At 38.2% G+C, this 22372-nt stretch carries 18 protein-coding genes; 12 read left to right on the forward strand and 6 right to left on the reverse strand.

All coding sequences use genetic code 11. The annotated features are described in order from the left end of the window. Nucleotides 1-27 precede the first annotated feature (27 nt). The 3 genes from BUC06_RS09725 to BUC06_RS09735 all read right to left on the reverse strand — a co-directional run bounded on the left by BUC06_RS09725 (nucleotide 28) and on the right by BUC06_RS09735 (nucleotide 3082). Nucleotides 28-486: a GNAT family N-acetyltransferase gene (locus tag BUC06_RS09725; protein WP_073333092.1), complete on the reverse strand. Its 459-nt coding sequence runs from the start codon at nucleotides 484-486 to the stop codon at nucleotides 28-30. After that, a complete protein-coding gene (locus tag BUC06_RS09730) occupies nucleotides 486-1490 on the reverse strand; it encodes an AAA family ATPase (RefSeq protein ID WP_073333095.1) in 1005 nt (334 codons plus the stop codon). The genes BUC06_RS09725 and BUC06_RS09730 overlap by 1 nt, the downstream gene beginning before the upstream one ends. A gap of 296 nt (nucleotides 1491-1786) precedes the next feature. Then, nucleotides 1787-3082 (reverse strand): hypothetical protein, encoded by a 1296-nt coding sequence (locus tag BUC06_RS09735; protein ID WP_139263337.1) that lies wholly within the window; start codon nucleotides 3080-3082, stop codon nucleotides 1787-1789. Nucleotides 3083-3363: 281 nt separating this feature from the next. Between BUC06_RS09735 and BUC06_RS09740 the strand changes: the two genes are divergently transcribed. From BUC06_RS09740 to BUC06_RS09775, 8 genes are all read left to right on the forward strand, one after another. Then, on the forward strand, nucleotides 3364-4701 hold the full coding sequence (locus tag BUC06_RS09740; protein WP_167367413.1) for a peptide-N-glycosidase F-related protein: 1338 nt from the start codon (nucleotides 3364-3366) through the stop codon (nucleotides 4699-4701). A 243-nt stretch (nucleotides 4702-4944) separates the two neighbouring features. Further along, nucleotides 4945-5415, forward strand: coding sequence for a DinB family protein (locus tag BUC06_RS09745; protein ID WP_034728833.1), 471 nt, complete (start codon nucleotides 4945-4947; stop codon nucleotides 5413-5415). 7 nt (nucleotides 5416-5422) lie between these two features. Continuing rightward, nucleotides 5423-5992 (forward strand): hypothetical protein, encoded by a 570-nt coding sequence (locus BUC06_RS09750; RefSeq protein WP_073333105.1) that lies wholly within the window; start codon nucleotides 5423-5425, stop codon nucleotides 5990-5992. A gap of 24 nt (nucleotides 5993-6016) precedes the next feature. Next, nucleotides 6017-6781, forward strand: a complete 765-nt coding sequence (rlmB, locus tag BUC06_RS09755) for a 23S rRNA (guanosine(2251)-2'-O)-methyltransferase RlmB (RefSeq protein ID WP_394343262.1) — start codon at nucleotides 6017-6019, stop codon at nucleotides 6779-6781. A 101-nt stretch (nucleotides 6782-6882) separates the two neighbouring features. Next, the gene (locus BUC06_RS09760; RefSeq protein WP_073333327.1) at nucleotides 6883-7932 is read left to right on the forward strand and encodes a DUF6263 family protein; all 1050 of its coding nucleotides are present in this window, start codon (nucleotides 6883-6885) and stop codon (nucleotides 7930-7932) included. Between the two features lie 147 nt (nucleotides 7933-8079). Next, a complete protein-coding gene (locus tag BUC06_RS09765; RefSeq protein WP_073333111.1) occupies nucleotides 8080-8310 on the forward strand; it encodes a hypothetical protein in 231 nt (76 codons plus the stop codon). A 31-nt stretch (nucleotides 8311-8341) separates the two neighbouring features. Next, on the forward strand, nucleotides 8342-10882 hold the full coding sequence (locus tag BUC06_RS09770) for a YfhO family protein (protein WP_073333115.1): 2541 nt from the start codon (nucleotides 8342-8344) through the stop codon (nucleotides 10880-10882). A gap of 26 nt (nucleotides 10883-10908) precedes the next feature. Beyond that, nucleotides 10909-12210: a glycosyltransferase family protein gene (locus tag BUC06_RS09775; RefSeq protein WP_073333118.1), complete on the forward strand. Its 1302-nt coding sequence runs from the start codon at nucleotides 10909-10911 to the stop codon at nucleotides 12208-12210. A gap of 94 nt (nucleotides 12211-12304) precedes the next feature. Here the strand turns inward: BUC06_RS09775 and BUC06_RS09780 are convergent, their stop codons facing one another. After that, a complete protein-coding gene (locus BUC06_RS09780; RefSeq protein ID WP_073333330.1) occupies nucleotides 12305-12949 on the reverse strand; it encodes a hypothetical protein in 645 nt (214 codons plus the stop codon). Between the two features lie 117 nt (nucleotides 12950-13066). Here BUC06_RS09780 and BUC06_RS09785 point away from each other — a divergent pair, with 117 nt between their 5' ends. After that, on the forward strand, nucleotides 13067-14035 hold the full coding sequence (locus tag BUC06_RS09785; protein WP_073333120.1) for a YpdA family putative bacillithiol disulfide reductase: 969 nt from the start codon (nucleotides 13067-13069) through the stop codon (nucleotides 14033-14035). 306 nt (nucleotides 14036-14341) lie between these two features. Here the strand turns inward: BUC06_RS09785 and BUC06_RS09790 are convergent, their stop codons facing one another. Continuing rightward, complete coding sequence (locus BUC06_RS09790) at nucleotides 14342-15508, reverse strand: MFS transporter (RefSeq protein WP_073333333.1); 1167 nt, start codon at nucleotides 15506-15508, stop codon at nucleotides 14342-14344. Between the two features lie 316 nt (nucleotides 15509-15824). Here BUC06_RS09790 and BUC06_RS09795 point away from each other — a divergent pair, with 316 nt between their 5' ends. Beyond that, nucleotides 15825-16700, forward strand: a complete 876-nt coding sequence (locus BUC06_RS09795; protein ID WP_073333123.1) for an AraC family transcriptional regulator — start codon at nucleotides 15825-15827, stop codon at nucleotides 16698-16700. A gap of 91 nt (nucleotides 16701-16791) precedes the next feature. Further along, nucleotides 16792-18732, forward strand: a complete 1941-nt coding sequence (locus tag BUC06_RS09800; RefSeq protein WP_073333125.1) for an oleate hydratase — start codon at nucleotides 16792-16794, stop codon at nucleotides 18730-18732. A 494-nt stretch (nucleotides 18733-19226) separates the two neighbouring features. Here the strand turns inward: BUC06_RS09800 and BUC06_RS09805 are convergent, their stop codons facing one another. Then, nucleotides 19227-20900, reverse strand: coding sequence for a glutamine--tRNA ligase/YqeY domain fusion protein (locus BUC06_RS09805; protein WP_073333128.1), 1674 nt, complete (start codon nucleotides 20898-20900; stop codon nucleotides 19227-19229). 157 nt (nucleotides 20901-21057) lie between these two features. On the opposite strand from BUC06_RS09805, the gene BUC06_RS09810 reads away from it, so the two are divergent. Further along, nucleotides 21058-22188, forward strand: a complete 1131-nt coding sequence (locus BUC06_RS09810; protein WP_073333132.1) for an alpha/beta hydrolase — start codon at nucleotides 21058-21060, stop codon at nucleotides 22186-22188. Nucleotides 22189-22372 lie beyond the last annotated feature (184 nt).

A 22372-nucleotide genomic window follows, 5' to 3' on the forward strand; every position in this document is an offset into this window, starting at 1 on the left:
CCCGTCTTCCATTCTCACCTCTCACTTCTAATCTATCAATTCAATTGAAACATTCAGCCATTCATTATCAAATTTCGGGCTGTATTTCTTATAAAAATTAATCGCGGGTTCATTCCAGTTCAGTACCTGAAAAACCATTCCGCTATACTGGTTTGATTTTCCATAGTCTAAAGTGGCCTCAAACAAAAGTTTTCCGATCTGCTTTCCTCTCATTTTTTCTGTCACTACGAGATCTTCAAGATACAGTCTTCTTCCCTTCCAGGTTGAAAATCTGTCATAATATAAGGATATTCCAACAATTTCATTGTTAAGCTCGGCAACAAAAGCTCCCCAAACAGGAGATTTCCCGAAGCCGTCTTCTATAAATTCATCCAAAGTTAAGGTCACTTCATGAAGTGCCTTTTCATATTCTGCAAGCTCTTTGATCAACTCCAACATTGGAGCACAATCTTCCTGAACCGCTTTTCTGATGATCACTCCACTCATTAGGGCGCCTGAATTTTTGCTAAAATTCTATTGATAATCTCTTCTGAAGTAATTTCTTCTGCTTCAGCCTCGAAAGTAAGACCAATTCTATGCCTTAATACATCCTGAGCCAAAGCTTTTACATCTTCAGGAATAACAAAAGCTCTCCCTTTAAGGAATGCATACGTTCTGGATGCTATGGCAAGGTTGATGGATGCTCTTGGTGACGCTCCGAAACCAATGTAATTTTTAAGTTCAGAAAGTCCGTAGTTTTCAGGATAACGGGTGGCAAAAACCATATCCAGAATATATTTTTCGATCTTTTCATCCAGATAAATCTGATTGATCAGTTCTTTAGCATCTACAATATCCTGTAATGAGATCACAGGTTTCACAACAGGCTGATGAGAGGTAGAAACCATTCTCATGACCGTTCTTTCATCCTCAAAACTTGGGTAATCAATTTTACACTTCAGCATAAAACGGTCGCTCTGGGCTTCCGGCAGCAGATAAGTTCCTTCCTGGTCGATCGGGTTTTGGGTAGCGAGTACCAAAAACGGTTTTGGAAGCTTCATGGTTTCATCACCAATGGTGACTTGCTTTTCCTGCATTACTTCCAATAGTGCCGACTGTACCTTAGCCGGCGCACGGTTGATCTCGTCCGCCAATACAAAATTGGCAAAAACAGGTCCTTTTTTTATGGAAAAATCATTGTCCTTGATATTGAAGATCATGGTTCCTACAACGTCTGCAGGGAGTAAATCCGGTGTAAACTGTATTCTGGAGAATTGTCCGTGAACAGCTTCTGCCAGGGTTTTGATCGCCAGAGTTTTTGCCAGTCCGGGTACCCCTTCCAAAAGAACGTGTCCATTCCCCAAAAGGCCAACCAAAAGGCGGTCTATCATGTATTCCTGTCCAATGATCACTTTGTTGATTTCCTGTCTCAGAAGGGAAAATAAGTAGTTTTTTTCTTTTACTTTTTCCGTCAACTGGCGGATATCTTCGGCTTGATATATCTCTGACATAGCTTTAATTAAAATAAGTGGTAAATTTCTGATAAATACTGGCAGTAATCAACATAATGAATGCCATTTTTGAGTTAAAGTTTGTTAAATATTCCGGGATTGGTAAAGCAGTATGATTAATATAAAACAACTTTCACTGTATAAAATCAATTCATACAGTGAAAGTTAAGATAATATTTTCTTATAAAACAGAGTATTAAATGAAGAGTTTTATAGTTAATGGATCAATTTTGCTTGGCAAATCAATGGTAAATGATTCCTACTAACAAAAATTCATTATTCACCATTCACCCCTATTAAAGTTTAATGATTTTAATGGTAAAAACATTTTCCGGCATATCGACTGTTTCTTCGTAAGCCCCTACATTGATAAAATATTCAGTTCCTGCTGTCGTTGTGAATGTATAGGTTTCTGCTGCACCACCGCCACCATTGTCTACTGCCTGAACGCATACCAAGCCACTGCATGTACCCCTGTAAATATCCATCTGAGGGTCATAGGTACTGCCTGAAGGCATTGTTATCCCAACGGTAAACTGCCCACCGTCTCCTGTAAATTTAAACCACGTCCCGTCATTCATTGCGTCGGCACATGAGGTTATGAATCCATTATTATTAGTAGCAGATATTGCATCACTTTGAGTATATTCATAAGGGAAAGCAGCTGCTGGTAAGGCTCCAGAACAGGCATCATTAACTGGAATTGGAGGAATGGTTTTAAAGGTAATGTCTGTACATCCTAAAGACTCAAGGCCTGCTGAAACGGCATTAACTTTTAAATAGTAGGTCGTATCACGGTTAAGGGGAGTTGATGGAGTAAAATTAACCCCTGTCACAACCTGCTGATTAATAACATCTGTCCCTCCCGGGGTTGTTCCCAGTGAAATTTTGTAAGAATCCGCCCCTGAAACCGCCAGCCATTTAATAGCAGGAAGCAAAGGTACAAACTGGGTTCCGTTTGTCGGATAATTGACAAAAGGGCATGAAGGACCTAACTTAGGCGTTAATCCTGAAATAGTAACTGCAGATTTGTAATCGGCTCTTATCCCTCCGGGTGGCGTTGCAGGATCAACTACCGCGCGGTCTCCCTTATAATAGAGAGTAGAATACGAAATATGCGGGTAAACGCGAAATGCTTCGTCAAAATTATTAATATCAATACTCTGAGAATTTTCTTTAGCAGCAATTACTAAATTATCGGTGTTATTATAAGCAAATGGAGTCGTGAAAATAACTTCCACCTTATTATTGGTTTTTGTCACAGTACCTGAAAAAACCTGAGTAAGCTGAGCAGCCGGAATCCAGTCGGTACCGGATGTAAATGCTGTTTTTGCAGTATGCCCTACATAGACGGTCCAGTCCGAGGAATCATTGATTGTGGCGGACGGATCCACATAAAATGTAAGACCTGTGATATTTCCTGCAGCTGTAGCATTTAACTCTTGTTTAGGATAGATCTGCTGAACATAAGAATAGGAAAAAAAACTGCTTACAGGCGCAGTGCCTACCGAAGTGCTTGTGATATTCAAATTGATCTGTGCATTAAATGCCGAAACTATCAATAACAGAGACAAAAGTAAAATTCTTTTCATAATTAATAAATTCATCAATAACAATGATGCTAATTTAACAATAAAGTTTTGATATTAATAACAAATATGATTATTTCACTGATCATATTAATTATTTAAACCATTATCAAGAAAACGATGTATAAAAACAATTCTATAAGTCTAATTAATAAAAACCATTCATCAGTATTTATAATTAATTTACGTATTTAATAAAGAAATCAATGTATGATTTAAAATTAATCAAACAACAAACTGCTTTAAATATATATTTTAATATATTTGTATCAAATGCCAATCATATGTATAAAAAGCTATTTTTTGCGGGTCTTTTTTTCGCAGGTCTTTTTAAATCACAGACAACTAATAGAATGAATCTGATTTCAGATGCAGTTTATTATGACGGCTATGCGGCTACAGTTTCCGACCCGGTTCCTGCAGGTCTTATCAGGCTGGGAAACACCAGATATGCAAGGAAACTGACAGATGCTGAGCTTAATTCCTTTAAAGCAAAAATTGCCATGAGAGTAAGCATAGGTGCCCTTTGTGATAACTATGACCGTCTGGGAAGTGTTTATTTAGCGATGGTTCCGAAAAACCAGCCTACCTATACAATGAATGACACTAATGTGAAAAGAATCGAAGTTGGAAGATACATTACTCCGTTTATGAGTAAAAACCGTACTCCTGGTGAGGTTCCTTATACGTATGACCTCAGTAATATGTACAATGTATTTCATGATGCTACCTTACGTACGACCTATGATCTCTACATGGAACTTGATGTTTTCGGCGTTCCTTATGCAGCACAGACACAGGTTGCCGGATGTGCCGGAAGGATTGATGTTTTCTCAGGAAATCTTACTTTCTTCTCAACGGATACAGGGGCCACCATCACAGATCAGAATTCTATTGTTCCTATACTAACCTATAAGACCTTAAACAACTATAACAATACGGATGTTCCTGGTGAAACTGTCAGAATTGTTAATTTCAATCTTCCCAATGCCATTACCAATGCCCGTTTCTATGTCATCTCCACTCCTCACGGCGCCAATACAGGCGGGGAAGAATACGTAAGAAGACAGAATTACACCTATATAGATGATGTACAAATGCTTACTTACACTCCCGGAGGAATTTCCTGTGAACCGTTCAGAGTATACAATACACAAGGCAACGGAATTTACGGTGCAGCTCCGAAATCATTTGCAGAATGGACTTCATGGAATAACTGGTGTCCGGGCAACTCTGTTCCGATCAGAGGATTCAGCATGCCCAATCTAAGCGCAGGAAATCATACTTTAAAACATACCATTCCAACGGCCGTTTTCAATCAGCAACAGGGTGATGTATACTTATCGGTCTATATGCAGGGTAAAAGCAGTGCAGTACTGGATGTAAAGGATATTAAGACTGTGGATGTAAGCATCTACCCCAATCCTACTTCAGATTTTGTGAATATAAGATCCAAGTCTGAGGTCGCTTCAATAAGTGTTTTCAGTGTTGATGGTAAAAAATTAGCCGAAACCCGCGGGGAAAACAAAATAGACATTTCAACATATCCTGCAGGAGTCTATTTGCTGAACATTATGTTAAAAGACGGAATAACATTCAAACATAAGATCATCAAAAAATAATCACCTTAAAAATATATTCAGATCTTACGATTTTGAAAAACCAACTCCTTTGAATACTTTTCAGAGGAGTTGGTTTTGTAATTGGCAAAAACAAAAGAGCATCTGATCGTTTTACTTATCATGGAAATGATGACAATTAACACTTTTTTTCACGATTTAAGAACATTTAATTTAATCCTTGATCCAAAAAATTGTCACTTCCAGTTTATTAGACTATTTTTGGTGATTAAAAAATTTTGTAAAATGAATTATCATTTTCAAGCACACAGACAGGTGAGAAAGAACCTTTTAGGAATCCTGCAGAATACTTCACATGAAGATCTTTTGCTGATTCCTGACGGTTTCAACAACAATATGTACTGGAATATTGCGCATACAGTAGCTACCCAGCAACTCTTGCATTATTATCTGAGCGGAAATCCTTTCAGAATAGATAAATATTGGATCGAAACCTATAAAAAGGGTACTCTTCCCAACCTGAATGTACAAAAATCTGAAGTGGAAGATCTTGAGTTTTTGCTCACCGAAACTTCAAAGATTTTGATGAAAGATTATGACAGTGACTTCTTTTCAGACTACACCCCGTACACCACCAGTTTCGGAATGGATCTGAAAAGTATTCAGGATGCTATTATCTTTAACAATATGCATGAAAGTCTTCATTACGGCTACATCATGGCACAGAAAAGAGCAATATTGGGCGAGAAATATTAATATTTTGATGAAGAAAGTTTTTTTTCCACAGTTCTTCCTTTTAGGTGCACTCATCATTGTTTTGGTGAGTTGTTCCCCGAAAAGTGATGCTGTAAAAACATCTGCTGGTGACAGCCTTTCAAAAACATCAGAAAGTATCGTTCCAAAAAATCATCAGTCCGAAATAAAGAGTTCTGTTGCTTGGGAGGAAATTTTCAAATCTCTTCCAAAAAAATGGACGATGCTCACCAAAAAAGACTCGAAATACATCATTTATATTCCGTGTGATTATCAGAACCAGAAAATAATTCTGAGCAATAAGGGGAAATATGCATTAGAGCATATCATTGGGCAGGATGCCTATTATTTTCAGATCAAGAATATCAGAAAAGACGAAAATACGTACCTGTTTGAGCTGCAGGAGGAAAATACAGAAAAAGGACAAGAAAATGTAGTTTATACATTGGATATTAAAAAGAACAACCAGGCATTATGGGATGTTTATAATGATGAAAGAAAAATGGCAGGTATCACTACCACCGATTCTCGCTTTGAAAGCAGATACAAAACAGTAGAAGAGCCGCCCTGCCTTGAATAAGTTTAACAACAGAAAAAATAAATTTTGACAAACGAAAACAAAAAAGACGATTTCATTTTCGGACTTCGTCCAGTAATAGAAGCCATTGAAGCGGGAAAAACGATTGATAAGATCTTTGTGCAGAATGCACTTCAGGGTCCTATTTATGCTGAGCTGAAGACTATTTTAGCCCAACATAAAATCCGTCCCAACTATGTACCGATTGAAAAACTGAACCGTTTTACAAGAAAAAACCACCAGGGTGTGGTTGCTTTTATTTCTGATGTTCCGTTTCACAGAGTGGAAGACATTGTTCCGCAGTTATTTGAAGAGGGAAAAACGCCTTTCTTGCTGATCCTGGACAGACTTACAGATGTGAGAAACTTCGGAGCGATATGCAGAACGGCAGAATGTGTAGGGGTAGATGCCATCATTATTCCTGAAAAAGGAGGAGCGCCTATCAATTCAGATGCCATCAAAACATCTGCGGGTGCCCTTTACAATATCAAAATCTGCAAGGAGCCGAATCTTGCCCACGCGGTAGATTTCCTTCAGCAGAGTGGTATTTCTGTGTTTGCAGCGACTGAAAAGGCTCAGAAACTGATCTATGATGTGAATTTCACAGAACCTTGTGCGATTGTCATGGGAAATGAGGAAACGGGAATTTCTAAAGAAGTAATGCACCATTCTGATGAAAAGATTAAACTTCCTATTGAAGGAAAGACCCAATCTCTAAACGTTTCTGTAGCATGTGGTGCGATTTTATATGAAGCAGTAAGACAAAAAATTGTGGCAGCGGCATCTCTTTAGTAAGTAGCCGGAACATAAGTATTTTATCGTGATGTTTTATGGTATCGTTATTGATGCACAGAACAAAAATATCAGTAAAATTTAAACTTAAAAAAATTAAAATGAAAAACGTAGCAGCATTCATGCTCATCTCATCTATAGCTCTTGTTTCTTGTAAAAAAGAAACGGCAACCATCACTAAAGTAGATCCCAAAACAGGAAAAACAGTGACTGTAGAAGTTCCTGCAGATTCTGTAGCCAAAGTAGCTGAAAATCCTGCAATCAAAGATTCTGCGGGAGTTTTTACTCAGACTTTTAAGCTGGAAAAAGGAAAAACATATCCTCTTACAACGTACCAGAGGGATGTAAAAACGATGGAAGATCCTCAGGGAAAAACAATCACGGCAACAAGTGAGTCTACAGATGAAATGAATTTCACCGTCAACGATATTAAAGGGAATGTATATGACATGACCCTTAATCTTGTGGGTAAAAGAAATTCACAAAGTGCACAGGGCAAAACAGTAATTGTAGATACCAAACAGGCTATTCCGAAAGAAGATGATCTGAAAATGATCTGGAATATCAACAAAGCGCTTACCGGAAACAAGCTGAACATGAAGATGGATACTAAAGGAAATGTAATTTCTATCACAGGTTTTGATGCTGTTTATACCAAAGTGACCAATGCCGTAGGAACGCTGATCAAAGATGCGAACCAAAAGGCAAGCGTTGTAGCGAGTCTTAAAGAAACTTTCAATGAAAAAGTATTGAAAGACCAGCTTAATAAAAACTTAACGATTATTCCTAAAAAAGGAGTAAAGATCGGTGAAAAATGGACCACTTCTGAAAATGCTGATGCAAGCGGAAGCGTTAAGGTCACTTCCAACTATGTATTGAAAAGTGTAGGAAACGGAACGGCAGAAATTTCAGTAACGGGAGGAATTCCTAAAAAGACTGAAAAGAAAACCCAGGGACCGATCACGCACAGCCTTAGCAGCGAGCTTGCTCAGAACGGAACCATTAAGTTTGACCAAAGTACAGGGTGGATTGCCAACCAGAATATCGATGTAAAAACAACACAGGTTGAGACTATTTCAGACGGAAAACAGTCACAGTCTATGAAGAGCACGTCTAAATCTTCTGTCATGGTGAATCCTTCTGCAAAATAATTGAATTAAAGACGTTTTAGGGTAAGAGTGTTTGAAAATCAAAGAGGTTTGGGGTTTCATGGATCATAAGCATCAGGATACCCTTACCAAATTTGAATTTTAAACACTTAACTTTGAATCTTAAACTTTGAATTTAAATTAGAAATTATGAAGTACATTCTTGAGTTAGTACTCACAGCTATTATTATGTTCTTTGTCTGGAATATCCTGAGAAGGCTCTTTTTCAAAACTTTTTATAGTTACAGGTTTAACAATAATAAAGATAACATTAACAATCAGCAGGATCTTAACAGCTCGAATAAGAATAAACAGAACCTCAACTGGGATGCAGAAACCGTTGACTATGAAGAGGTGAAAGAAACCAAAGACAAAAGGTAAAAATTCCAAGAAATAAAAGATAGTAACCAGCATGGCTAAAAATAAAAACTTAATTTATATTGCAATTTCATTAATTGTCTTTATAGTTTTAGCATTTTTATACTCCACCCCTGTTTTTTCAGGGAAACAACTTTTTCAACATGATATCGTGCAGTACAGAGGAGGCGCAAAAGAGCTTCTGGACTACAGAGCCGATACCGGAAACGAAACCTACTGGAGTGATTCCATGTTTGGCGGGATGCCTACCTATCAGATGGGAAGTCAGTTTAAAGGTGACATCATCAAAAAGATAGACAGCAATCTGAATTTCCTGCCAAGACCCGTTAATTATCTTTTCCTGCTTTTTGCAGGATTCTTCTTCCTTGGAATGGTAGCCGTCAGAAACTGGAAATACGCCTTACTAGGTGCCACATTCTTCGGTCTATCCACCTATTTTTATATTATTATTGCGGCCGGGCACAACGGAAAAGTCAATACCATTGAGTATTTCGCACCGCTGCTTGCCGGAATTATACTGGTCTATATCCGGAAACAGTACATCTGGGGATTTATTGCAACGACCCTGTTTATGGGGCTTCAGATTGCAGCCAACCACCCGCAGATGACGTATTACCTGTTTCTGGCTTTAGGATTTTTATTCCTCTCCGAATTGGTAAGAGCAATTCAGAAAAAGATCCCGATGAAGCATTTTCTTATTTCATCAGGAATTATTGCTGCTTCATGTGCCATTGGCGTGGGGATGAACTCTCAAAGGATTATGGCCAATTCCGAATACATTAAAGAAACCGTCCGTGGAAAACAGATCCTGACGAATGACAGTCATACTTCAGGAGAATCAGGATTGGATAAAACGAGTATTCTGATGTGGAGCTACGGAAAACTGGAAACATTGAATCTTTTCATTCCAAGGCTGATGGGTGGCGGAAGTCAGGAACCGGAGGCCAGAGAAATGATGAATAAGGTTCAGGAACTTATCCAGGAAAATGTAGGCTCGCAGGCAGAAATGGACAGGATTTCCAAAGGGTTCAACGGGGTTACCTACTGGGGAGATCAGCCCGGAACTTCAGGTCCTGCTTATCAGGGTGCCGTTGTATGCTTCCTAGCTTTATTAGGATTCTTCTTCGCCTGGAAAAAATACAGATACTGGATTCTCGGAGCTTCTATTCTGACCGTTTTACTGGCATGGGGAAGCAACTTTATGCCACTGTCTGACTTCTTTATCGACTATGTTCCTTTTTACAGCAAATTCAGAGCACCTTCTTCTATCCTCGTGGTGGTAGAGTTATTATTCCCTCTGATTGCCATTATTGGAATTTACCGATTCTTTACCGATGAAAAACTGACAGGGGAATACAAAAAGAAAATCCTTATGTATGTAAGTGGTGGAACTTTAGGACTCCTTCTTATTCTGCTGATTTTTGGAAAATCACTGCTTGGTTTTTATACCGATGGCGAAAAAACATATTTCCCCCCTTTCCTTTTGGATTATCTTGCTGATGAGAGATTCAAATTATTCAGAATTGATGCTATAAAGGCGCTGATCTACGTGGCTATAACGGCAGCTGTTCTTTTCTTAACGATGAAAAAGAAACTAAGCCAGAATGTGGCTTTGATTATCATTGGAGCAGTAAGCTTATTTGATCTCTGGACGGTTAACAAACGTTATCTGAATGATGAGAATTATGTAGACAAAATCTTCGCTGAAAATCCATTCCAGACTGAAGGTTCAGATCTTCTGGCTGAAAAAGTTCAGGGAAATCCGAATTTAGAATCTATCTTAGCGAATGTCAATGTGAATAAAACACTTGAAACGATTGCTGAAAAAGATAAAACACACTATAGAATTTTCAATAATATTTTAGGAACATTCAGTGAAACAAATACGTCTTATTTCAAATCTTCTATCGGAGGTTATCATGCAGTAAAGCTGAGAAGATATGACGACGTGATCAATGAATATTTCCAGGTGATGGATTCTGTAAAAGTACCTAACATTCTTAACCTTCTTAATGCAAAATACTGGGTGATGGGCGGACCGGAAAAACCTCAGGCCATGCCCAATGCAAAAGCTAACGGAAATGCATGGTTTGTAAGTGATCTGAAATTCGTGAATACCCCTGATGAAGAAATCAAGTCTATTGGGGTAATCAACAGTAAGAAAACAGCTGTTATTGCAGCATCAGATAAAGCCTATTTCAACAGTAAACCGGTTCAGGCAGATTCTACGGCATTTATCAGTTTAACGAAATATCAGCCGAATGAGCTTGAATTTAAATCTCAGTCTAAAACGCCTCAACTGGCTGTATTTTCTGAGATCTATTATCCTCATGGCTGGAAAATGTTTGTGGATGAAAAAGAAGTTCCTTACATCAAAGCTGATTATCTTCTGCGCGCTGTACATGTTCCTGCAGGAAACCACAACATCAGAATGATCTTTGAACCTGAAGTGATTGAAAAAGGTAAATGGCTGTCGTTTTTATGCTTCGGATTGTTTATCGCACTGAGTGGATTCGGGATTTTCTGGATGTATAAAAATAAGAAGAAGGAACAGCTTGTTGAAAAAACTGTTTAACGTTTAAAGTATATTGTTCAAACTTAATGGAACAAAAAAAAATACTGATCATTACCTATTACTGGCCTCCTGCGGGAGGTCCTGGTGTTCAAAGGTGGCTGAAGTTTGCCAAATATCTGCCGGAATTCGGCTGGAATCCTGTGATTTACACCCCGGAAAATCCAAGTTATCCCTTACTCGATGAAAGTCTTATGAAAGACATTCCTCAAGATCTGGAGATTATAAAAACCAACATATGGGAACCTTACCAACTAGCTGAAAAACTGAATAAGAGCAATAAAAAATTCAAAGCAGGGCAGTTTGATGTGGGCAAAAATCAGAGCTGGAAATCAAAGCTTTCAATCTGGGTAAGAGGAAACTTCTTCATTCCTGATGCCAGGATATTTTGGGTAAAACCTTCCATAAAATTCTTAGAGCAGTATTTAAAAGACAATAAAATCGATGTGGTAGTGACTTCCGGACCGCCCCACTCTCTTCACCTGATTGGTCTCGGACTGAAAGAGAAATTCCCGGATATGAAATGGATTGCCGATTTCCGTGATCCATGGACAGAGATTTCGTACTATAAACATTTAAAACTCACGAAAAGTTCAGACAGAAAGCACCGTCAACTTGAAAGTGCCGTTTTTAAAACCGCGGATATCACATTAGCCACAAGCTATACAGATGCTGAAAATTTCAGAAAATCGGGAGCCAATGCGATTTGTATTACGAATGGTTTTGATGAAAGCGATGCTTCGGCTACACACAATGCGACAGGAGAAAACACTCAGGAAAAAGCCTTTACTTTAAGTTATATCGGAGTACTTGAGCAGTTGAGAAATCCTGAAAACCTTTGGAAAACCCTTAATGAGTTAGTAAAGGAAAATAAAGAGTTTGCAAACCATTTCACCTTAAAATTTGCTGGCAGAATTGACGATAAAATTCTTCAGTCCTTCGAAAATTCAAATCTGAAAAATCATATCCTGAACCTTGGTTATATTTCTCATGACAAAGCAGTACAGGAAATGGCCCAGTCAAATCTTTTACTGATCACGAATTTTCCCAATGAATCTTCTAAAGGAATTATTCCGGGAAAAATATTTGAATATCTTGCCACCGGAAAGCAAATCATTTCTTTTGGTCCCAATGAAGCTGATGTTTCAAGGATCCTTTCTGAAACGGCCTCAGGAAAACATTTCAGCTACGAAGATTCTGAAGTAATTAAAGATTATATTCTGGAACAATTTGAGCAATGGAAAAAAGGAAATCTTTTGGTAAACACTCAGAATATTGAGCAGTTTTCAAGAAGAAATCTGAGTAAAAAGCTTGCTGAGATTTTGGGTTAAACTAAAAATCCTTGTCAAGGTTTTGAACCTTGACAAGGGTAACCATATTAATAACGTTCAGTCTTTAACTTTAATTCCCTTAGCACAGGTCAGATTAAATCGTCCATTGGTCATTAACAACAGCTATCAGATATTGCTTACCCTGAAATTCTTCAAATACAAAACGGATCGTTTTCCAGTCCATTTCGCTGTTCTTTTCTGTCCCTTTGATATAGTTTTCAGTAAAATCTTTACCGGGATATATTTCTTTTAAATTATTAAGTGAATTACCGCCACCCTGAAATTTGTTTAATGAATATTGTGAGGCCGTAAAATCTTTCGAAAATACCCATTTTGTAAAATAATCATTGATGGTTGCTTTATAAGGATCTCCGGAACCATCTTGGGCTCCCCAGGTAAATAAAGTTTTTGTCGGCTGGAATTTCTCAAAATCTTCCTTCGAGAAATGTCTGTCTTCTTTCGGATCTACAAATCCATACATTGAAAAGCTGATTCCTTTTTCCGGATGAATCAATGAGGCAAACATTTTATAATCTTTACCTTTTAAAGCCTGCAGGATTTCATCATTTGCTTTCTTTACCGCGGCTTCATCAGTCTTTTTCTGTTGTTTAGTATTCTCCAGATTTTTTTCCTTAGCCTGAGCCATAGAATCAATGACATTAGGAACAGGTTTTTCAGGATTTTTCTTACAAGCAGTCAATAAGGTTAATGCAAATATGGGAATTATCAGTTTTTTCATCTTTTCAATTTTTAATGCATAAGAAATACCAAAACTAGTGCCAATACGATGCTGCTGATAGATAAGTTCTGTCATCAATTTCACGCTTAATCTCATGGTTTTAAGTAAATTTGTTCTATGGAAATTTTAGACATCCTCATCATCGGAGGCGGACCGATCGGCCTTAACTGTGCGCTTGAAGCTCAGAAAAACAATCTGACGTACATGATCATAGAAAAGGGAACCATCGTTAATTCTCTATACCACTATCCTTTATATATGCGCTTTTTCTCAACAGCTGAAAAACTGGAAATTGGAGGTATTCCTTTTATTTCTCCTGCTCCGAAACCCGGCAGACAGGAAGCTCTGGAGTATTATCAGGGAATAGCAAGACAAAAGGAAATCAATATTCGCCTGTATGAAAAGGTCCTCAAAGTTTCCAAAACAGGAGATATTTTTGATATTGAAACCTCAAAAGCAGTCTATAAAGCAAAGAATGTCATTATTTCAACAGGATTTTATGATATTCCCAATCTCATGGATGTTCCGGGAGAAAACCTTCTGAAAGTGAAACATTACTATACAGAACCCTATCCTTATGCCCAACAGAAAATAGTGGTCGTAGGATCAAGTAATTCCGCAGTGGATGCTGCGCTGGAAACTTACAGGAAAGGTGCTGATGTAACGATGATCGTCCGCCACTCTGAAATCTCAAAAAATGTAAAATATTGGGTAAAACCTGATATCGAAAACAGGATCGCAGAAGGAAGCATCAAAGCTTATTTTAATTCTGAAATAGTAGAGATCACAGAAAATACGGTCATTTTTAAAGATGAAAAAGGACAAATCAGTGAAATTGAAAATGATTTTGTACTGGCACTGACCGGTTACCTCCCCGATTTTGATTTTCTGAGAAACTCAGGAATAGAATTGCAGGGCGACTGCCTGAATCCACTATACCATTCTGAAACTATGGAAACGAATGTTCCGAATTTATATCTTGCAGGCGTGGTTTGCGGAGGGAAGGATACCCATCTTTGGTTTATTGAAAACTCCAGGATTCATGCAGAGATGATTGTGAGGAATATTGTTGGGAGAGAATACTGATTGTAGAAGGTAGATTTCAGACAGTAGATATCAGATTTAAGACATCAGATAGTTGACCTGAACTGAAATGTTCGGATGATAAAAATATGATGCTCTAAAGTCGCAAGGATTTTATCAAAGGTAAAATTGATTGGGAATAATTTATCCTGCACAATCTGCCCAATCCGTGAAATCTGCTGGACTTAAAGTTATGAGATTTCAGACATAAGAAATCGTTTACAGGCTTCAATAACCCTCAGACTTTCACCTTCTATCCTAAAAACTCTCAAACCTCAGACTCTAAAAACCTGAAACTCCCGACCTGTACTAACTTCCAGCCTTCTTTTTCAGCATCCATGGAATCACAAAATAAAATCCTGCAGCAATACCTACAGCCAATACTCCTGTTCCGATCCACAAAGTACTGAAGCCTAATTGATCAGCGGTCATTGTTCCGACATAAGGAGTAATGATAAAAGCTAAAGCAACGGCTATCCCGTTCATTCCCATATAAGCTCCTTTATTGTTTTCTCCTGAACGCAGAGCGGTAATGGTCGACATAAAGGGAAGAGTCCAGATCTCACCAATACACAGCAACGTCATCGAAACAATAAGCGTAAGAATGGAATAATCAAAAGCCAGCATGGCATAAGAAATACCACATAATATGGTTCCTATCAGTAAGGTAAAGGCCAGACTGAAATACTTTTCTGCGATCTGTACAAAACCCATTTCAAGCAGGACAATCAGGAAACCGCTGTATCCAAGGATATAACCGATATTCTGCTGGCTTAAATGAGCCGTATCTTTATAGAAAATAGTCAATGTACTGAATAATTGGAAAAAACAAATCGCGAATAGCATACAGAAGAAACTGTACATGAGAAATTTTCCGTCGCGGTATGGAGAATTTTCTTTTTTAACAGCAATAGCCTCTTTTACTTTTTTAGGTTTCAGTAATGCCTGTTTATTTCGTTTCCCGAAGAAACGGATATACATTAAACCCGCCAGCAATGCGGCTAAAGCATTGCTAAAAAATAAAAATTCATAAGAAATAGCAGATAATATCCCTCCCAGTGCCGGACCTATGGAAAACCCAAGATTAACGGCCATCCGGTTGAGTGAAAAAGCTCTGGTGATGTTTTCAGGTTTAGCATATTTTGTAATGGCTACTGAGTTGGCAGGTCGGAACGTTTCGCTTACAATACTCTGGATCAAAATAATTGCCGCCAGCCCAACTTCCGTTTTGAAAAGTGGAATCAGGCAGAATAAAGGCACACTCAGAAGCAGACTCAGGCTCTGAACGCGGTATTCTCCAATTTTATCTGTGATCAATCCACCCAGCCAAGAGCCCAAAACAGAACCTATTCCAAAAAAGCTCAGAATAATTCCTGAGTTTTCTATGCTGAAATGAAGATGTCCCGTCATGTAGACTCCCAGAAAAGGAAGTACCATAGAACCTGCACGATTGATGAGCATGACCAGCGCCAACATCCAACTTTCTTCCGAGAGTCCTTTAAAAGAACTCGTATATACGCTAATTAATTTCACACTGTTATTTTTTGGGGAGAAAATCCGGTAAGTTGCAAATTTAAGAAAAATGCCCCAGAACACCCATCAAAAGGCCTTTTATTTATCAATAAGATCCATAGGAATAAAAACATAGGGTATCCGACCGGAATCAGCTGATATTTTAACTTCAACCAGACAATCAACTTTTATAATTTTCGTAAATTGCAGTAACAACGCGATATTTCAACTTGAAATTTTAAAATCATAAGCAAAAATTTAACCGAATCAATACACGCAAATGATAACCTACGAAAATTTACATGATACGCTATCGTTTTACAGTATTGATTGCCGGCAGTCTTACTATATCTCTTCCGGAAATCCTATTTTCGATTTTCCTGAGGCTCCCTTCAGGATGGATTATTATGCGCTGTGCATTTGTACCGCCGGAGAAATAAGTATTGAAATTGACAATCAAAAATACGATGTTGATGCTCACTGTTTCCTTGTTGCCGCCCCATCTACGATCGTGAAGTTTCTGGAGACCAGTAAAGATTTTAAAATGAAACTGCTTTTTTTTGACAAGAACTTTCTGATCAAAAACATATCCAATCCTTTCATTATCGAAAAGATGAACCTGTTCTCCAGCGGGTCTTACAGTATTGTCCGGACGGATGAAAAAAATTCAGCACTGCTGCAGAATCTGCTGGACTATTTAAGGAAGAAATCCAGGCAACAAGGGAAGTTCACAGAAGAAATTGTCCGGACCATTATTTTCAATCTGTTATTGGAAACCGCTGACATTATGGAAACAGAAAATAACAGTGTCTTTGAAAAAGAGGAAGGCAAAAAAGATATTTTCTTAAAATTCAGCCAGATGATCCGTGAAAATATAAGACAGCACCGGACCGTCCAGTTTTATGCTGACCAGCTTTTCGTTTCCGGCAAATACCTCATTGAAGTGATCAAAAAGGCAAGTGGCAAAACACCTCATCAGGTCATTGATGAAACTCTTCTTAAGGAAGCTTATATGATGCTCGGTAATCCTGACATTACCATTTCGGAGATCGCTTTTGAACTGCAGTTTAATTCTGCTTCTGCTTTCGGACGTTTTTTCAAAAAACACACGTCCATTTCCCCTTCAGAATACCGAAACAGAGAAAGTATTCAGTGATAAGAATTTGGGGACAGTAATTCTGACATTAGGGACATACCCTGCATTCTGAATAGAGGTACCTTTATATTGTTAATTAAAACAATAAAAAATGAGTACGATCAATTCAAAATTCGACAAAGTTTTAAATGCTTCTGAGCAATTCGGAAATGTAAACCACGAACCGGATTCCAGTAAGGAAGTTCAGATTAACACTCCTGAAAAGACCATGCCTTTTTCAGATCAGATCGGAAACTATCAGCGTAATAAAGGAATTCCTTTAAAATCTTACGAAAACAGTAAAATCTATATTGTAGGAAGCGGAATTGCCGGAATGTCTGCGGCCTACTATTTCATCCGCGATGGTCATGTTCCGGGAAAAAATATTATTTTTCTTGATCAGCTTAATGTAGAAGGAGGCTCTCTGGACGGCGCCGGAAATGCAAAAGACGGTTACATCATCCGTGGAGGGAGAGAAATGGATATGACCTACGAAAATCTCTGGGACCTGTTCCAGGACATTCCTGCTCTTGAACTTCCTGCTCCATACAGTGTACTGGATGAATACCGTCTGATCAATGACAATGACCCGAATTATTCCAAGGCAAGACTGATTCACAATCAGGGAGAGATTCAGGATTTCAGTCAATTCGGACTTGAGAAAAAAGATCAGCTGGCGATCGTGAAATTGTTACTAAAGAAAAAAGAGGAACTTGATGACCTTACGATTGAAGATTATTTCGCGGAATCTTTCCTTAACAGTAATTTCTGGTTCTTCTGGCGTACTATGTTTGCTTTTGAAAACTGGCACAGCTTACTGGAACTGAAACTGTATATGCACAGATTCCTGCATGCTATCGACGGAATGAAAGACTTCTCTTGTCTCGTCTTCCCAAAATACAACCAATATGACACTTACGTTACGCCTTTAAAAAATTTCCTTGTTGAAAAAGGGGTTCAAATACAGTTCAATACTCTGGTAAAAGACCTGGATATTCATATCAATACGGAAGGGAAAACAGTAGAAGGCATTATCACGGAAAAGGATGGTAAGGAAGTGAAAATCCCTGTTGGAAAAGAAGATTATGTAATTGTCACCACAGGATCTATGACTGAAAGTACATTCTATGCGGACAATAATACCGCTCCCGAAATCACACTGGATAACAGCAGTGCAGGACAAGGCCCGGGATGGATGCTTTGGAAAAATCTGGCCGCCAAATCAGAGGTCTTCGGAAAACCGGAAAAATTCTGCAGCAACATCGAAAAATCTTCATGGGAATCTGCTACGCTGACCTGCCGACCTTCTGCTTTTACTGAAAAATTAAAAGAACTGTGTGTCAATGATCCTTATTCCGGAAGAACGGCTACAGGTGGTATCATTACAATCACTGATTCTAACTGGGTGATGAGTTTCACCTGCAACAGACAGCCGCACTTCCCTACTCAGCCGGATGATATCCTCGTTGTATGGGTGTATTCTCTGCTGATGGATAAAGATGGAAATTACATAAAAAAAACAATGCCTGAGTGTACCGGGAACGAAATCCTTGCAGAACTTTGTTATCATTTAGGGATCATTGACCAGTTGGATAATGTCATAGAAAATACGATTGTCCGCATTTCATTTATGCCCTACATTACTTCTATGTTCATGCCGAGAGCTCATGGCGACCGTCCGAGAGTGGTGCCTGAAGGCTGTAAGAATTTAGGATTGGTAGGACAGTTCGTGGAAACGAATAATGATGTGGTATTTACCATGGAAAGTTCTGTGAGAACAGCCAGAATTGCGGTGTACAGTCTGCTAAACCTGAACAAACAGGTTCCGGACATCAATCCTCTGCAGTATGACATCCGACATTTATTAAAGGCGACCCAGGCTCTGAACGACTACAAACCGTTCTTAGGCGAAGGTATTCTAAGAAAGGTACTGAAGGGAAGCTACTTTGAACATATTTTAGTAGACAGTCCCGAAGAAAAAGAAGAACATGAATCTTTCCTTATGGAACAGATTGGCCGATTCCAGGACTGGATCAAAGGAGTGAAAGGATAAAAGGCTGAAAGTTGGAAGAGGGAGATTGAAAGCTATTATCTCACATTAATTTTCGATAGTTGCCGATCAATTCCAAAATAAAGGGAAGCAAATAGTTTTAAAATTTCACGCAGATGATGGAGATGATGCAGATTTTTACCTTTGCTAATCTATTTTTATGCGTACCAGATGCGTGAGCAAAAAATTAAACCATTAAGATTTCTGTTAAGTTTTTAAGAATATCAAGTTTTAGATTCGCTTTAAGACGTACAACTTAAAAAATCATTTGATTTTTTCTTAACTAACCTTACATTCTTCATTGATCTTAATGTTTTAAAAAGCATGAATTAAAATCTGTTCCATCAGCTAAATCTGCGAGAGTAATTATTTTTGTTGGGGCCACAAGTTTTGTAATTGATTCCGGTCACTCCAAAATTTGATCAAACAGTCTTAAACATTTAAAACAAAAAAGCAGGACTTTTTCAGGTCCTGCTTTTATATTGATTATTGTAAGATTATTCCGGTTTAAAAGAATCCTTCAATGTTACTGTACGGTTAAATACCAATTGAGAATCCGTAGAATCCTGATCTTTTGTAAAGTACCCGATTCTCTGGAACTGAAGCGGCTCTCCTACCTCTACATCTTTTAAGCTTGGCTCAGCAAATCCTTTAATCGTCGTTACGGATTCAGGATTGATGAAGTTAAGGAAATCTACATCTTTCTCTGCATCCGGTTGCTCTACGGTAAAGAGTTTGTCATAAATCCTCACATCTACCGGAATAGCATGGGTAGCAGAAACCCAGTGAAGGGTTCCTTTTACTTTTCTCAAGCTTTCTTCCGTTCCGCTTCCGGACTTGCTCTTTTCATCATAGCTGGCATAGATCGTAGTGATCTCACCGTTTTCATCCTTCTCTACCCTTTCTGCTTTGATAATGTATGCTGATTTTAAACGAACTTCCCCGCCTAATTTCAGTCTGAAGAATTTATTATTAGCCTCTTCTTTAAAGTCTTCTCTTTCGATGTATAATTCTCTTGAGAAAGGAACTTCTCTTGTCCCTGCATTTTCCTGTTCAGGATTATTTTCAGTTTCAAGCCATTCTTCCTTCCCTTCAGGGTAGTTTTCAATGATTAGTTTTACCGGATCTACCACTGCCATGACACGTTTCGCAACCTTGTTCAGGTCTTCACGCACACAGAAATCAAGCAATTGGATCTCAATAAGGTTTTCTCTTTTGGCTACCCCTACCTTTTCAATGAAGTTTTTGATTGATGTAGGTGTGAAACCTTTTCTTCTCATTCCTGAGATGGTAGGCATTCTTGGATCATCCCAACCTGTTACTGCGTTTTCGGCTACCAGCCTCTGCAGTTTTCTTTTGGAAGTGATCATATAAGAAACATTCATTCTTGCGAACTCTCTTTGCTTAGGTGCCACTTTAGATCCGTCATACACCTGCTCCAGATACCAGTTATACAATGGTCTGTGGTTTTCAAATTCCAATGAACAGAGTGAGTGAGACACCTGCTCCAGATAATCTGATTCCCCGTGTGCCCAATCGTACATCGGATAAATTTTCCAGGCTGTTCCTGTTCTGTGGTGAGGTCTCTTAAGGATTCTGTACATGACAGGGTCACGCAAATTCATATTGGGAGACACCATATCGATCTGAGCACGAAGAGACATTGAACCTTCTTCAAATTCTCCGTTTTTCATTCTTTCGAACAGGTCAAGAGACTCTTCTACCGGACGGTTTCTGTACGGTGACTCAATTCCCGGTTCTGCAGGATTCTTTCTCTGCTCGGTGATCACTTCAGATGGCTGCTCATCTACATAAGCTTTTCCATCTTTGATCATCTGCACAGCCCATTCATAAAGTTGCTGGAAGTAGTCGGATGCATACAGCTCTTTATCCCATTTGAAACCTAACCATTCAACGTCTTTCTTGATAGAATCTACGAATTCCTGTTCTTCTTTTTCAGGGTTCGTATCGTCAAAACGAAGGTTTACGGGAGCATTGTATTTTTCGCCAAGACCAAAGTTGATGCAAATGGCTTTTGTGTGGCCAATATGCAGGTATCCATTGGGTTCAGGCGGAAAACGGAAACGGATCTGTTCTTTTTTCAGGCCGTTTGCGATATCATCTTCAATAATTTGCTCAATAAAATTGAGTGATTTTTTTTCTTCTTCCATTATTAAATTAGCTTTTATTGTATGCAAAAAAAGTTTGACAAAGTTACGGAAAATTTGGGGCTTACGGAAATGATAATTTAAAAGCTAAACTGATGATAATTCAATATTTTTTATTAATTTAGAGAAAACTAAAAACCGTTTACAAAAATTACTGAGTATGGCTGTTTATATCTTAAGCAATCGTAAAATCGTCCGACATAAGGGCGAAAAAGAAGATTCATTTTCTAATGATGAATACTCTATTCCCAATTTCAGGATTGCAAAATGTGATTTTGATACCTACAAAGAGCCCACTTCAGCAGCCAAAAAGAAGAAAGACTATACCAACCGAAATATTGTAAGCTATAAATTATTCTCCGAACCTGAAAAACAAGGCTATCAGGAGGTTCTGGAAGTTCTTCAGAACGAAAAAAGTATTAAAAAATCTACGCTCACCGCCAGCAATCTCGGTGGAACCCAAAGAATGTTCTATGAACTCTATAAGAATATGTCTTCCACCAAAGACCGGAGCGACGTCCTGATCTTCATTCATGGATATGCCTATGATTTTGATGATGAATTAAAAGCCATCATCGATCTTAAAAAACTGTTTATTGATCATCCGGCATCGCCCGTAGAGCATATCTTATTTGTAAGCTGGCCCGCTTCAAGCAGCATTGTTCCACTTACTTATTTCGATGATAAGGCATCGAGTATCAATTCAGGATCATCGCTGATGAGACTATTTTATTTTTACACCCAGTTTTTAAAAGATATTTTTTCAAACCGTGATCTGGCTCCGTGTAATCAGCGAATACATCTGATGGCCCACTCCATGGGAAACAGAGTACTGCAAAGTATGTTGTACAGTCTAAAAAAAGAAAATATACTGCGCGTCATCGATCAGGTACTTCTTTTAAATGCAGATGTGACTTATAAGGTTTTTGACGATTCTGAGGACTCATTCAATAAGCTTCCCCTGCTGGCCAACCGTGTTTCTATTTATCTAAACAGAAAAGATACTATTCTTGGAATTTCTCAATTTACCAAGAATATTCTGACCCCGCGGTTAGGTAAACATGGCCCAAGTGACATTGATCAATTTAAAGATATTGTTTCTGTGATCGACTGTACTTTCGTAGAAGATGATGTACTGAACAGTTTCAAATATGAAGTGGGAAATCATTGGGGATACCTTTCCAGTTCTAAGGTACAGAATGATATTTATCAAAATTTATATGGTGTAGACCGGAACTTAATAACTGGAAGATCAAAGGATAACGAAAATATTTTCACAATTATTTCTTAACACTCTATTAAAATACTACTATGACATGAATCATATGTTAAACTTTAAACCAATGTTTAAATTGGCATAAAGATTGTAAATTTTCATTAAACAGAGAAATACAAATTTTTTATTATGAAAAGAATTAAAAGCAGGTTTTCTTACATATTAAGTTATATTAAGAAAGCAATTTTCGTAAAAGATG

Origin of the sequence: Chryseobacterium carnipullorum (genome assembly GCF_900142785.1) — a bacterium.
GTDB lineage: Bacteria > Bacteroidota > Bacteroidia > Flavobacteriales > Weeksellaceae > Chryseobacterium > Chryseobacterium carnipullorum.

Coding starts and splice junctions, on each gene's coding strand:
- BUC06_RS09770 (WP_073333115.1), top strand. CDS start 8,342: ATGGCTAAAAATAAAAACTTAATTTATATTGCAATTTCATTAATTGTC.
- BUC06_RS09730 (WP_073333095.1), bottom strand. CDS start 1,490: ATGTCAGAGATATATCAAGCCGAAGATATCCGCCAGTTGACGGAAAAA.
- BUC06_RS09725 (WP_073333092.1), bottom strand. CDS start 486: ATGAGTGGAGTGATCATCAGAAAAGCGGTTCAGGAAGATTGTGCTCCA.
- BUC06_RS09780 (WP_073333330.1), bottom strand. CDS start 12,949: ATGAAAAAACTGATAATTCCCATATTTGCATTAACCTTATTGACTGCT.
- BUC06_RS09745 (WP_034728833.1), top strand. CDS start 4,945: ATGAATTATCATTTTCAAGCACACAGACAGGTGAGAAAGAACCTTTTA.
- BUC06_RS09775 (WP_073333118.1), top strand. CDS start 10,909: ATGGAACAAAAAAAAATACTGATCATTACCTATTACTGGCCTCCTGCG.
- BUC06_RS09735 (WP_139263337.1), bottom strand. CDS start 3,082: ATGAAAAGAATTTTACTTTTGTCTCTGTTATTGATAGTTTCGGCATTT.
- BUC06_RS09765 (WP_073333111.1), top strand. CDS start 8,080: ATGAAGTACATTCTTGAGTTAGTACTCACAGCTATTATTATGTTCTTT.
- BUC06_RS09785 (WP_073333120.1), top strand. CDS start 13,067: ATGGAAATTTTAGACATCCTCATCATCGGAGGCGGACCGATCGGCCTT.
- BUC06_RS09750 (WP_073333105.1), top strand. CDS start 5,423: ATGAAGAAAGTTTTTTTTCCACAGTTCTTCCTTTTAGGTGCACTCATC.
- BUC06_RS09790 (WP_073333333.1), bottom strand. CDS start 15,508: ATGTTGGCGCTGGTCATGCTCATCAATCGTGCAGGTTCTATGGTACTT.
- BUC06_RS09760 (WP_073333327.1), top strand. CDS start 6,883: ATGAAAAACGTAGCAGCATTCATGCTCATCTCATCTATAGCTCTTGTT.
- BUC06_RS09795 (WP_073333123.1), top strand. CDS start 15,825: ATGATAACCTACGAAAATTTACATGATACGCTATCGTTTTACAGTATT.
- BUC06_RS09810 (WP_073333132.1), top strand. CDS start 21,058: ATGGCTGTTTATATCTTAAGCAATCGTAAAATCGTCCGACATAAGGGC.
- BUC06_RS09740 (WP_167367413.1), top strand. CDS start 3,364: ATGTATAAAAAGCTATTTTTTGCGGGTCTTTTTTTCGCAGGTCTTTTT.
- BUC06_RS09805 (WP_073333128.1), bottom strand. CDS start 20,900: ATGGAAGAAGAAAAAAAATCACTCAATTTTATTGAGCAAATTATTGAA.
- BUC06_RS09800 (WP_073333125.1), top strand. CDS start 16,792: ATGAGTACGATCAATTCAAAATTCGACAAAGTTTTAAATGCTTCTGAG.